This window comes from Reichenbachiella sp., assembly GCF_039944555.1.
Lineage (GTDB): Bacteria > Bacteroidota > Bacteroidia > Cytophagales > Cyclobacteriaceae > Reichenbachiella.
The window spans coordinates 17,200-30,894 of the sequence record NZ_JBDUYN010000016.1 but is presented as its reverse complement, the minus strand read 5'-3'; the positions used below and the strand labels follow the sequence as shown (position 1 = coordinate 30,894).

Below are 13,695 nucleotides of genomic sequence, written 5' to 3'. Positions count from 1 at the left end.
GATATTAATACTAATAAAATCAAAACCAAATGATGGATACCCGTATGGTGATAGATGAGGAGGAGGAGAAGAAAGAGATCATACGTCGTTACAGAAAGCTACTTCGTCATGCCAAACCATTCCTTAAGGACAACGATGCCAAGGAGATAAAGAAGGCATTTTATATTTCTGTCGAAGCGCATAAAGATATGCGCCGTAAATCGGGCGAACCTTACATCTATCACCCCCTGGAGGTGGCCGATATCTGTGTCAACGAGATTGGACTGGGAACAACCTCTATCATATCAGCCTTATTACATGATGTAGTCGAAGATACGGATTGGGAATTGAATGATATTAAACGAGAGTTTGGTCCCAAAATAATGCGTATCATAGATGGACTCACTAAAATATCGGGCGTTCCTGGAGAAAGTGTTTCAGAGCAGGCAGAAAACTTTCGTAAGATGCTCCTTACGCTATCTAGTGACACACGTGTAATTTTGATCAAGCTGGCTGATCGATTGCACAACATGAGGACTTTGGAAAGTATGCCAAGACACAAACAGCTGAAAATAGCCTCGGAAACCTTCTATTTGTATGCTCCTCTCGCTCACCGGTTGGGACTATATGCCATCAAAACCGAATTGGAGGATCTCTCTATGAAATATAGGGAGGCCGACGAATACAGAGCCATCGCCGACAAAATAGAAGAGTCAAAGGACGATAGGAATAAGTTTATACGGAACTTTGTCCGACCAATCCAAAAGTCAATTAATGATCAGGGATATGCCGTAGAAGTAAAAGGACGTACCAAATCCATTTATTCGATTGCTCAGAAAATGAAAAAACAGGATATACCCTATGAAGAGGTGTATGACCTGTTTGCCATTCGTATCATTATTGATACTGATGTTGACAAAGAAAAAGCAGCATGCTGGCATGTCTATTCAATTGTTACAGATTTTTATCAACCCAATCCGGATCGGTTGCGAGACTGGGTCAGTATACCAAAAGCAAATGGCTATGAGTCGCTACATACCACAGTGATGACCAAAAAGGGTCAGTGGGTGGAAGTTCAAATCCGTACCCGCCGTATGGATGATATTGCCGAAAAAGGTTATGCAGCACATTGGAAATATAAAGATGGTTCGGCTAAAGAAAATGAATCAGCACTTGATACCTGGATCAATCGCGTACGCGAATCACTTGAGCAAAATGATATTTCTGCCATAGAGTTTGTTGATGATTTTCGTTCCAATTTGTTCATGGAGGAAGTTTATGCCTTTACACCAATGGGCAAACTGATCACCTTGCCTAATGGCTCTACGGCTCTGGACTTCGCCTTTGACGTTCACTCAGAAGTAGGGGCCAACTGTATAGGAGCTAAGATCAACCACAAGCTTGTGCCAATTAATACCAAACTTAAAAACGGAGATCAGGTTGAAATTTTAACTTCTTCTAAGCAAAAACCGAAGGAGGATTGGTTGCGATTTGTGGTTAGCTCAAAAGCTAAATCAGGGATCAAAGATTTTCTGAAAGAAGAGAAGAAAAAAGCGGCCAAAGAAGGAAAAGAAATTGTAATAAGAAAGCTAAAGCAAATCAAGCTTACGCTGAACAATGATACAATCAATCGACTCATTGCCTATTTTGGAGCAAAGAGTCCGTTGGACTTCTTCTTCGAAGTGGGCACTGGAAAAATCAATCCTAAGGACATTAAGAAGATCAGTGAGATCAAGAAAGAGGCCCCAAAGAAATCAAAGCGAAGTTTTGAGAGTGCTGATGAGGTCAAGAAAACAATAAAAAAAGTCCATGCCACAGGTACTGCAGACATGCTTCTCATAGGAGAAGATATGGATGTTGTCGATTACAAATTTGCCAATTGTTGTAAACCTATTCCCGGTGACGACGTTTTTGGATTTGTGACCGTTAGTGAAGGAATCAAAATACATCGGACTTCCTGCCCGAATGCTACAGAACTGATGTCCAACTATGGCTATCGGATTATCAAAGCTAAATGGACTTCACAGCAAGAGATTGCATTTCTGGCAGGTATTCGAGTGATAGGGACAGACAGAATTGGTATGGTCAATGATATTACCTCGATCATATCTACAGACCTCAAGGTAAATATGAGGTCTTTGACCATAGATACGGATCATGGGATTTTTGAAGGCAATATCTCAGTGTATGTCGATGATACCAGTCACCTGAATACTATGTTGGAGAAACTGAAAAAAGTGGATGGAATAGAAAGTGTCAGTCGCTTCGATTTATATGATAAATAATATGTTTAATAGGCTATATTTGCCCGCGGAAAAACAACCGTGTTTTAGAATGTCCAAGTATTGAGCGAAATCAAACATCATATCGATCCTAAGACCAAGATTTATGAAGAAGTAAAAAATATTTTTACTGAATTTCTCGAATCAAAGTCGCTTCGTAAAACACCCGAACGGTATGCTATTCTTGAAGAAATCTATAGCAAGTCGGGTCATTTCGACGTGGAGACATTGTACATCAGCATGAAAAATAAAAACTATCGCGTCAGTCGCGCTACGGTTTATAATTCGCTAGACCTGTTGGTGGAGTGCAATCTTGTGACCAGGCATCAATTTGGTCAGAACCTGGCACAATATGAAAAGTCTTACGGATTTAGGCAACATGATCACATCCTGATGGCCGATAGCGGCAAAGTGCTGGAATTTTGTGATCCGCGAATTCAAAATATCAAACAGACACTGGAAGATATGTTTGATATCGATATTACACATCACTCCTTATATTTCTTTGCAAAAGAAAAAACCAATAAACAGTAAAAATTTACTACCCTATGAATTATAAAATCAATCACGAAGGTGAAATAGTGTTCATTAATTTCCACGGTGACCTGATAGGAGAAGAGAATGGCCCGGAAATCATAGAATCAGTAAATGATACATTAAGCAACAACATCATCAAATGCGTGGTGGATATCTCTGATGTGAGGTATATCAACAGTAGCGGTATTGGTGTATTGATTACCATTTTGACCAAGTTTAGAAACAAAGGGGGCGAGGTCATCATTGTAAACCCATCCGAACATGTAAAGAAACTATTGGTTATCACTAAGCTCAATGCGATTTTTTCCATTGTGGATACCATAGCTGAAGCAAAAGAAGAACTAAATAAATAATTACCACATGTCTGTAGATGTATTGCTTGGACTTCAATGGGGAGATGAAGGAAAAGGTAAAATTGTAGATTATCTCACTCCAAAATATAATGTGATTGCTCGATTCCAAGGTGGACCCAATGCTGGTCACACATTGAAATTCGGAGATACCAAACATGTATTGCACCAGATCCCTTCTGGTATTTTTCATAAAGGTGCCGAAAATATAATTGGTAACGGTGTCGTGCTTGATCCGGCCATTTTCAAAAAAGAAATTACAGCACTGGAGAAATTTGAAAATTACGATAAAAACAGTCTTTTGATTTCTAAAAAAGTACAGTTGATTCTACCCACACACAGAATCTTAGATGGTGCTTACGAAAATGCAAAAGGCGACAAAAAGATAGGTTCTACCTTAAAAGGTATCGGCCCAACTTACGAAGATAAAATTTCCAGAGTAGGATTGAGAGCAGGGGATATCATGAACTCTGATTTTGATGCAAAATATAAGGCATTGAAGCAGCGTCACTTAGATATCTTATCTCGATATGATTTTCAATTCGAATTGGAAGAATTGGAGGCAGCTTTCTTAGAGGGTGTTGAGTTCTTAAAAACCTTCCAGTTGATTGACAGTGAGTATCACTTGAATAAGAAATTGGCAGATGGTCAGTCTATTTTGGCTGAAGGCGCACAGGGTTCTTTGTTGGATATCGACTTCGGAAGCTATCCATTTGTGACTAGCTCGAATACAACTACAGCGGCTGCCTGTACTGGGTTAGGTGTAGCAGTGAACAAGATTGGAGATATTTTTGGTGTATTCAAAGCGTACTGCACCCGAGTAGGGAGCGGACCTTTCCCAACAGAACTTCATGACGAGACGGGAGAATTGTTAAGAAAGAATGGTGGAGAATTTGGTGCCACCACAGGTCGGCCCAGAAGATGTGGATGGCTGGATCTACCTGCCTTGAAATATGCCATCATGGTCAATGGAGCCACCAGATTGTACATGATGAAAGCCGACGTACTTTCCGGTTTTGAAAAAATTGCTGTTTGTACATCATATAAAGATGCAGATGGTAATTTGTCAGATCAAATGCCATATGATTTGAATGACAATGAGGTAACCCCGGTCTATGAATCGTTCGAGGGCTGGTCTGAAGACCTCACAGAAGTAGGTACATACGAAGCTCTGCCACAATCGCTTAAAACTTATGTTGAGTTTATTGAAAAACAAGTAGGTCTACCCATCGATATTGTTTCGGTAGGGCCGGACAGAAAGCAGACGCTGCTTAAATAAGGATAAGGTAGTCATTTACCTGCTAAGAAATACAAACCGAATGGGATAGCTCATTCGGTTTTTTTGTTTGGAAAAACTCCCTTTTTGCACTTTTGATCGGTTTTGCAAAAAACACCCACCTCTTTTGAAAGAATGCTAGTCCTAGTCTGATGACGACAATTTCTATTTTCGATTATTATTTATCACAATAGAATTAGAAAGATGAAAAAAGTCATTCTGCTGGCTATGATATGCCTCGGCACCTGGACCTCCAAAGCACAATACAGCGAAAAAGAAATAGAAGCCAAAATTGACAGCATCCTACCTCTGCTTACACTCAAAGAAAAAGTAGCGATGTGTCATGCTCAGAGCAAATTTAGTTCGCCTGGAGTATCTCGTTTGGGTATTCCTGAAGTATGGATGTCGGATGGCCCGCATGGAGTAAGAGCTGAAATCAGCTGGGATAGCTGGAATTACGCTGGTTGGACGAATGATTCTATAACTGCATTTCCTGCACTTACGTGTTTGGCTGCTAGTTTCAATGATTCTCTTTCATATGCCTACGGTGTGGCAGTTGGCGAGGAGGCCCGATATAGAGAGAAAGACATTCTATTGGGTCCGGGTGTCAATATTTATAGAACACCAATGAACGGTAGGAATTTTGAATACATGGGTGAAGACCCGTACCTGGCTTCGCGCCTCGTGGTACCTTACATTAAGGGAGTACAAAAAAATGGGGTTGCAGCATGTGTAAAACATTATGCACTGAATAATCAGGAACGCTGGAGAGACCACATCAATGTGGAAGTGAGTGATCGCGCTCTATATGAAATCTACTTACCAGCCTTCAAAGCTGCAGTCGAAGAAGGAGAAGCCTGGTCCATTATGGGGGCTTACAATCAGTTTCGAGGGCAACACTGTTGCCATAATGAGATTTTGCTCAACAACATTCTAAAAAACGATTGGGGATTTGATGGCGTGGTGGTCACCGACTGGGGTGGCGCTCACGATACCAAAGAATCAGCCCTTCATGGGTTAGATATTGAAATGGGTACTGGCACCAATGGCTTGACTTATTCTAAAGTAAATGCCTATGAGAATTACTACCTTGCTGGACCATTTTTGGAAATGCTCGAAAACAAGGAAGTGGAAGAATCTATAGTAGATGACAAAGTCCGAAGAATTTTGAGACTCATTTACAGAACCAGCTTAAACCCAAACCGTCCATTAGGAAGTGTAAATACTACTGCTCACCATGAAGTGGCAAGAAAAGTAGCTCAAGAAGGTATCGTATTGTTGAAAAACAAAGAAGATATATTTCCGATCAAAGATGAAACTGAGATCACCATTGCTGTAATCGGAGAAAATGCGACACGAATGATGACTCGAGGTGGCGGATCTTCAGAATTGAAGCCACAGTTTGAGGTTTCTCCATTGGAAGGGATAAAAGCCAGATACAAAAATGCGAAAATCACATATGCCATGGGCTATGCATCTGGCGCACCTGCTTATGCTAGAGTCAACCCATCTCCGTACGATGCAGATTCCTTGAAGTCAATTGCCATAGATGTGGCTAAAAAAGCTGATCTAGTTTTGTTTGTTGGCGGATTAAATAAAAACCACCACCAGGACTGTGAAGGCGGAGACAGAAAGATTTACAATCTACCATTTGGCCAGGAAGCGCTCATTGACGAGTTATATGCTGTAAACAAAAACTTGGGTGTAGTAATGGTCAGCGGCAACGCAGTAGCCATGCCATGGTTGTCAAAAACCAAAGGACTTATTCAGGCGTGGTATCTTGGATCGATGACCGGGCATGCATTGGCTGATGTGGTTTCAGGAGATGTAAATCCATCCGGAAAATTGCCTTTTTCTTTTCCTAAAAAATTGGAGGACAACGGGGCATACGCATTTGGTGAGATCTCCTATCCTGGAGATAGCATCATGCAAGAGTATAAAGAGGATATCTTAGTAGGCTATCGCTGGCACGATACCAAGAAAATTGCACCTGAATTCGCATTTGGGTATGGGCTGAGCTACACGGATTTCTCCATTTCAAATATCCAGTCTGATCAGTCCATATATGCTGCTAACGAGGCCATCACAGTTTCTTTTGATGTCAAAAACGAAGGAGGAATCACAGGAGCTGAAGTAGTGCAAGTGTATACGGGAAAGATCAAATCTAAAGTGCCTAGGGCTCTAAAAGAACTCAAGGGCTATCAAAAACTGGCCATCGCATCTGGTGCGAGCCAACCTGGTACTGTGACAATCAACGTATCTGATCTGGCCTATTATGATGATTCAATTTCCGAATGGGTTGTAGAGCCTGGTGACTACTACCTATATGTGGGCAATGCGTCCAATAACATTACTAAAAAGATCAGAATATCAATAAGTAAAAAATCACGATCATGAATCGAACAATATTAGGCTCATTATTAATTATGGTGGGGTTTGCTTGTCAGCCAAAACAAGAAGCTCCAACCTTGGAAGCTTCAAAGGAGATCTCGAAGTTTTCTGTAGAAGGAAAGGAAGTTACTATATATACTACTGCAAGTGAAACGGATCTCAGACTTTCAGAAACTGCGAAAGTATCATTCATAAAAGCTAATCAACCGAAGGAAACCGAGTGGTCGATCTTTGTCAATCCGGACAAATCTTTTCAGAAAATGCTTGGTATTGGTGGTGCCATTACGGATGCCTCGGCTGAGACCTTCGCCAAACTTTCACCCGAGAAGCAAGAAGAGCTGCTTGAGGCCTATTACAACGAAGAGACTGGCATTGGCTATTCGCTTTCTAGAACTAACATCCACAGTTGTGATTTTGGTAGTGGCAGCTACACCTATATAGAAGAAGGTGACAAGGATTTGAAAACTTTCGATATTAAACATGATCGTGAATTCAAAATTCCAATGATTAAAAGTGCCATCGCAGCAGCTGGTGGAGAACTTTTGTTGTATGCTTCCCCATGGAGCCCTCCTGCTTTTATGAAAGGAAAAGAACACATGCTGCAAGGTGGAAAACTACTCCCGGAATACCGTGATGCTTGGGCGACATATTACACCAAGTTCATCAAGGCTTATGAGCAAGAAGGTATGCCGATTTGGGGGATATCAATTCAGAACGAACCTATGGCTACACAGACCTGGGAATCATGTATTTATACTGCCGAAGAAGAGAGGGACTTCTTGAGAGATCATTTGGGTCCGATCATGGAAAAAGAAGGATTAGGAGATAAAAATATCGTGGTTTGGGATCACAATCGCGATTTGATTGTAAATAGAGCGAATACGATTTTCGGAGACCCGGAAGCCGCTAAATATGCATGGGGGATCGGGTTTCATTGGTATGAAACCTGGACAGGTGCAGATCCTAACTTTGGGAATTTGAGGATGGTTAACGAAAATTTCCCTACGAAGAATTTACTATTCACCGAAGGATGCAATGAGAGTTTTGATCCGGCCAAATATCAATATTGGCCTAATGCCGAGAGATATGGCCGGTCAATGATCAATGATTTTAATCAAGGAACCGTTGGTTGGACCGATTGGAACATTGTTTTGGACGAAACAGGAGGGCCAAACCATGTAGGCAACTTTTGCTTTTCACCCATCCATGCTGATACGCAAACAGATGAGCTGATATATACACCTTCTTATTACTACATCGGCCACTTTTCTAAATTCATCAAACCTGAGGCCACACGCGTCAGCACAGCTAGCAGTAGGAGTCAGCTATTGAGCACCTCATTCCTGAATGTTGATGGTACTTTAGCAACTGTTGTGATGAATCCCCAGGATGAGGCCATCACTTATAAAATGTATATTGGCATGAAGGCAGTTGAAACAACTATTCCGGCCCATGCTATGCAAACCTTAATTACGAAATAAATGAGACGTTTTGTTAATGTACTTTTCCTAGCTCTCGGTGCCTGTATGCCAGAGCAGGAAAGTACTTCTACTAATGAGAGAAGTCCTATCGAAGGCACCTGGCAATTGTTGTCGGCTGAGAATATTACAGGTGAGGATACGGTATTCACAGACTATACAAAAGGTATGAAAGGGATCAAAATGATCAACCAAAATTACTTCGCCTTTTTTCAGCATGACTTAAACAAAGGCACCGATAGTTTAAATACTAAATACGGTTCCGGTAGTGGGTCGTATAGCTATATGGATGGCCATTACATAGAAAACCTGGAATACTGCACAGCACGACAATGGGAAGGAAACACTTTCGAATTTGAGTTGACCATCAAAGGAGATACCCTGATCCAAGAGGGCAAGGAAAGAATTGAAGAACTGGGGGTAGATCGAATCATTAGAGAGACTTATGTCAAATTGAAATAAACGAAAAACCAATCGACCAGACGATGTCCTATTTCTTAATTGACACTAATCCAGCATCTTTTCAAATTCGTCTACTTTGAACTTAATATCATCTTCTCCAACTTGATCAAACGGGTTTTCCAAATGGTTTTGAATGTTGTCTAAGCTCACCAGTATGAAACTAAAGATGACTGGCATGAAATATTCCAACCCGGGGCTATAGTGCTCCGAGGCATATTGAAAGTACGGTCCGTATATTACAGGAAAACTATAGATAAAAACTTTGCTGTATGCCCTCAAAGTAATGGGCGTTCGATAGTTTAGGATGACACGCATTCGTTCAAGCGCAACAGCCATTTTACTAATGTACTGGCTCACTCTGGACATTTCTCCTACTTGTAGTCCATGTAGTCTGAACTGCTGACTAAACGCTGATAGCTCTGATACCTTTTTAAAGACTTTTTTGTCTTTGCTTTTGCCATTTTTCGAACCTTCGATAAACGTGTCACTTAGTGAAGAGTAAATGTCTATAATTTTTGTCCTGACCTCCTGTGAAAAATCGGTATGTTTTGGATCGAGCCAATCTCGGGAGGCCTGGTAAAGTGACACCATATGTGCCCTTAGATCCGATAGCTGCCCCAAGGCACTTTCACGGCGCTTGTAGGCACTGTCGATTGAAAATACTACCGGAAAAACAATCGCAATACCAACCAGGTTGAGTGGAAAGTCAGCAACCAAACCATAATGTCCACAAAGCCATGTTGAAGCTATTGACAATGAGGTGAGGATAAAGGTTTTGTAATTGATAATAAGGAATATACTTCGAAGGATTGTCATTTTCATTTTCTGATTTGACGGCAAACATAATTTAATCTAAGAAATAAGTGAAGAAAAAATTAACGTGCTCATGAGCTACCGGTTTTTTCTATAGAAAATATCTAACCTTAACTAAAGTAGATCCAAATTGAAGCGATGATACAAACCAATATACCTGATAGGACTACGTCTTGTCTTGTATCCACCATTGATAATTTGTTGAATGTCACGCGGTCAATTTTGTCATAATCAGGGCTATTGGTTAGCAGGCTAACCAAAATGAGCACGGCCACACATATTACAAATAAAAATATGGCAAAGTGCAGGTAATTGATATCACAGAAATAGAAGAATGCACCTTGTAATTGTTCTTTGTTCACTTCACCCACCAGTCGTGCTATGCCGAGAATAAATCCCGTAATCATTGAGGCCATAGCACCTTTAGAATTTAGCCTTTTGAAAAAGATGCCCAACAAGAAAACGGCAGCTATAGGCGGAGAAATGTAGGCCTGAACACTTTGAAGGTAGGTGAAAAGTTGATTAGAAATATTATCAATAAACTGGATCCAGAGGATTCCGAAAAAGACCAAGCCAACAGTCGCGAGTCTGCCAACGGTCACCAGGTGTTTTTCTGATGAATCAGGACGAATTTTTTTGTAAATATCTAATGTAAAAATGGTCGAACAGGAGTTGAAAACAGAAGAAAGCGAACTCATAAGCGCTGCTAGCAAACCGGCTAAGACCAGGCCTTTCAATCCGGAAGGCAGAAGGACTTTTACAAGCATCGGCAGCGCATCATCAGGAGTACTAAGTAGAAGCTCTCCTTTTTGACTCAACGCCCAGGCAATGATGCCGGGTATAACAAATATCAAAAGAGGCAACATTTTTAAGTACCCGCCAAAAATGGAGCCTTTGCGGGCCTGTTGAATGTTTCTGGCAGCAAGTACACGTTGCACGATAAATTGATCTGTGCACCAATACCAAACGCCAAGAATTGGGGCACCAAAAATGATTCCTGTCCATGGGAAGTCTGGATTGGCTATTGGCTTCCAGAGGTCGAAATAGCTTGCGTCTACACCTGCAGTAAGCGCTCCCCAACCACCTAAATGGTTGAGTCCAATGACTGTGATCACCAGCGATCCGGCAATTAGAACGAACATTTGAATCATATCTGTGTAAATCACCGCCTTTAACCCTCCAATCGTGGTATATAATCCAGTGACCACAACAATTATCAGTGCACCCACCCAAAAATCAATACCCATGGCCTGAAATATAATTCCACCAGCAGCGATTGTTACCGATATTTTCGTCAGAATGTAGGCGACTATGGAAATGACAGAGAGATATGCTCGAGTGTTTTTTGAATAACGTAATTCCAAAAATTCTGGCATGGTAAAAACACCACTGCGCAAGTAGAATGGAACAAATACCCAGCCTAAAAGTAAAAGTATAACGCCAGCAAGAAGTTCGAATTGTGCTACAGCTACACCGCTGTTAGCTGCCGTGCCTGCTAATCCTATAAGATGTTCGGATCCGATATTAGAGGCAAATAGTGAGGCTCCAATCACAAACCAGCCCATGTCTTTGCCACCAAGAAAGTAGCTCTTGGAGTCTTGTTGTTTCCTACTCCTTTTTGCTACAAAAATAGCTATCAGGAAAATACAAATGAAGTACACTCCTATGACCGCTATATCAATAAATTCTAAATCAAGCATTTCGGGCTATCAGCTATAAAATAGGTGCCACCCCTCTCGGGGCGACACCGTGAACGGTATAAAAGATCTTAGTTCTTGTAAAAGAAATTTTCCTTCTGGTCTCCAATCATCAATTTAAATTCACCCTCCTCGGTCACACGCTTGCTGTTTTGATTGATGAATGATAGATCAGACTTAGCTAGTTGAAAATCTACTTGCGCAGAACCTCCTTTTTTGATCTCTACCTTTTTGAATTTTTTTAGTCTCTTCTCATTGGGTGTGATAGATGCGAAAAGGTCACATACATAAAGCTCTACGGCAACCTGCCCATCTCTGTCTCCGGTGTTGTTTACAGTAATAGATACATTCAGCTGCTCATTACCAGATAATGTAGTTTTGTCCAGTTTCAAATCACCATAACTGAATGTGGTATAGCTCAGTCCATGGCCAAAGGGCCATTGAGGGGAGAATCCGCCTAAACCATAAGTGTCTGGCTCAGATTCCTTGAAATTCTCTGAATTTTTGCGATCATAAAGTATTACATCTCCAGTGTTTTTTGGATACGTATAGGGTAATCTTCCATTTGGATTGTAGTCTCCAAAGAGAATTTCCATTGTGGCCTTTGCTCCCTCACACCCTGGTCTATATAGATTAAGTATTCCGTTTACTTTAGGCTCGATTGAAGATATTATCCTAGGCCTCCCCTGCGCCAGCAATAGGACAACTGGCTTACCTGTGGCCACCGCAGATTCCACCAGAGCGATTTGATTAGGATCCAATGTCAGATCATCGATGCCTCCCGGTGATTCTGCATAAGATTTTTCTCCTATGGCCAATAAAATAACGTCGGCCCGATTTGCATTATTTTTTACGAATGACGTGCTTGTGTTAGAAGCAGCCATATAGTTGGAAACCGCGTTGGTGATCACTTGTTTTTCTCCAATTTTTGCTTCTAAAGCGTCTTTTAGCGTTTGAGTGTTTTCATTGTACGCAGCCTCATTGTCTCCTTGCCAGGTGTAGGACCACGAACCATGAAGCGCGCCAATATTATGTGCTCCCGGGCCTACGAGTAGTACCTTGCTTTTTTTAGTAAGAGGAAGAATATTGTCTTTATTCTTGAGAAGTGTAATCGATTCCAGAGCAGCATTTAGTGCCAGCTCAGCATATTCAGGTTTTCCAAAATTAGCTACAGCTTCTTTTTCCGGATAGGCATTATCGAAAAGGCCAAGGTCAAACTTCAGTTTCAATATCCTGTAAACTGCTTCGTCAATTCTTTCTTCACTGACTTCGCCTTCATTGACAAGCTCAACTAAATAATCATAGAAAGAGTAGTCAAGTGGTACCATACTCATGTCTACTCCGGCGTTTACAGCAATTTTTACGGCTTCTTTGGGCGTTGCAGCCACTTTGTGCCTGATATGTAATCTGATAATATCTTCCCAGTCAGACACGGCCAAACCTTCAAATCCAAGTTCATCGCGCAAAATATCTTGTAGATAGTAGCTACTGGCGTGTACGGGCACTCCATTTACCTCACCTGAGTTAATCATTACAGTAGATGTGCCATTGGCCACAGCCGCTTCAAAAGGAGGGAGATAATATTCCCTGAGCTGGACATCCGGAATATAAGCCGGAGTCCTATCCTTCCCGCTTAGTGGAGTGGAATATCCCAGAAAATGCTTCATGCAACTAGCCACTGCTGTCGGGCTTTTGAGACCATCCTCTTCATAAGCGTTGACAGCTGCTCCACCCATAAGAGATGTCAGGTACACATCTTCACCATAAGTTTCTTCAAATCTTGACCAGAGTGGTTGTCTGCCAATTCCCAGAGTGGGGTCAAAGTTCCATCGAATACCGGAGGCACGAACTTCCATTGCTGTTGTTTTAGCCCCTTTGGATACCAGTTCTTGATTTCTTGTGGCAGCCATACCAATGTTATGAGGAAAGAGTGTGGAATTCTTTGTGTATGAAGTACCATGAATCGCATCTATGCCATAAAGAATCGGAATTTTGAGTTGGGTTTCATTCAAGGCTATATCTTGAATATTGGTCAACAATTCATGCCATTCTTCCAGGGCAAGAGGTGTTCCATTTACATTTATGATAGAACCTACATTTTTTTCTAAAATCGCGTACCTCAGGTCTTTCGTATTCAATTGGCCGTTTTCATGAATTTTGCCTAAAGTAATTTGAGTCATTTGTCCTACCTTCTGCTCCAACGTCAGCTGGTCCAGCAAATCAAGAACCTTTTGATCTTTGTGAACTTCAGGCTTGGATATTGAACCACATCCGTATAAGACACAAATGGATAGAATTGAAAAGATGTATTTTTGTAATAGAAGGGGCTTCATCGACCGAAAGTATTTTTAGTTAGAATAATGAGTCACTATACAAAACTCATTTATTTCTTTCCGACATCCCTAGGCATTTCTATCAATGAACAGGGGT

Annotated in this window: 10 protein-coding genes; 7 read left to right on the top strand and 3 right to left on the bottom strand. The window is 41.2% G+C overall.

Annotated elements, in window-relative coordinates:
- Positions 1–29 precede the first annotated feature (29 nt).
- The 7 genes from ABJD64_RS22530 to ABJD64_RS22500 all read left to right on the top strand — a co-directional run bounded on the left by ABJD64_RS22530 (position 30) and on the right by ABJD64_RS22500 (position 8,755).
- Entirely contained in the window at positions 30–2,264 is a 2,235-nt protein-coding gene (locus tag ABJD64_RS22530) for a RelA/SpoT family protein (RefSeq protein ID WP_348181111.1), read from the top strand.
- A 60-nt stretch (positions 2,265–2,324) separates the two neighbouring features.
- Complete coding sequence (locus ABJD64_RS22525; RefSeq protein WP_348181110.1) at positions 2,325–2,795, top strand: transcriptional repressor; 471 nt, start codon at positions 2,325–2,327, stop codon at positions 2,793–2,795.
- A 14-nt stretch (positions 2,796–2,809) separates the two neighbouring features.
- Positions 2,810–3,151 carry an STAS domain-containing protein gene (locus ABJD64_RS22520; RefSeq protein ID WP_348181109.1) on the top strand — a complete coding sequence of 114 codons (342 nt, stop codon included), beginning with the start codon at positions 2,810–2,812 and terminating at the stop codon, positions 3,149–3,151.
- Between the two features lie 7 nt (positions 3,152–3,158).
- A complete protein-coding gene (locus tag ABJD64_RS22515; RefSeq protein ID WP_348181108.1) occupies positions 3,159–4,427 on the top strand; it encodes an adenylosuccinate synthase in 1,269 nt (422 codons plus the stop codon).
- A gap of 201 nt (positions 4,428–4,628) precedes the next feature.
- Positions 4,629–6,821, top strand: a complete 2,193-nt coding sequence (locus ABJD64_RS22510; RefSeq protein ID WP_348181106.1) for a glycoside hydrolase family 3 C-terminal domain-containing protein — start codon at positions 4,629–4,631, stop codon at positions 6,819–6,821.
- The gene (locus ABJD64_RS22505; protein ID WP_348181105.1) at positions 6,818–8,296 is read left to right on the top strand and encodes a glycoside hydrolase family 30 protein; all 1,479 of its coding nucleotides are present in this window, start codon (positions 6,818–6,820) and stop codon (positions 8,294–8,296) included. Before ABJD64_RS22510 ends, ABJD64_RS22505 begins: the two co-directional genes overlap by 4 nt.
- Positions 8,297–8,755, top strand: a complete 459-nt coding sequence (locus ABJD64_RS22500; protein WP_348181103.1) for a hypothetical protein — start codon at positions 8,297–8,299, stop codon at positions 8,753–8,755. It abuts the gene before it with no gap.
- Positions 8,756–8,800: 45 nt separating this feature from the next.
- Here the strand turns inward: ABJD64_RS22500 and ABJD64_RS22495 are convergent, their stop codons facing one another.
- The 3 genes from ABJD64_RS22495 to ABJD64_RS22485 form a co-directional block, all read right to left on the bottom strand.
- Positions 8,801–9,577, bottom strand: coding sequence for a bestrophin family ion channel (locus ABJD64_RS22495; RefSeq protein WP_348181102.1), 777 nt, complete (start codon positions 9,575–9,577; stop codon positions 8,801–8,803).
- Positions 9,578–9,678: 101 nt separating this feature from the next.
- On the bottom strand, positions 9,679–11,268 hold the full coding sequence (locus tag ABJD64_RS22490; RefSeq protein ID WP_348181100.1) for a sodium:solute symporter: 1,590 nt from the start codon (positions 11,266–11,268) through the stop codon (positions 9,679–9,681).
- A 68-nt stretch (positions 11,269–11,336) separates the two neighbouring features.
- On the bottom strand, positions 11,337–13,598 hold the full coding sequence (locus tag ABJD64_RS22485; protein WP_348181099.1) for a glycoside hydrolase family 3 N-terminal domain-containing protein: 2,262 nt from the start codon (positions 13,596–13,598) through the stop codon (positions 11,337–11,339).
- Positions 13,599–13,695 lie beyond the last annotated feature (97 nt).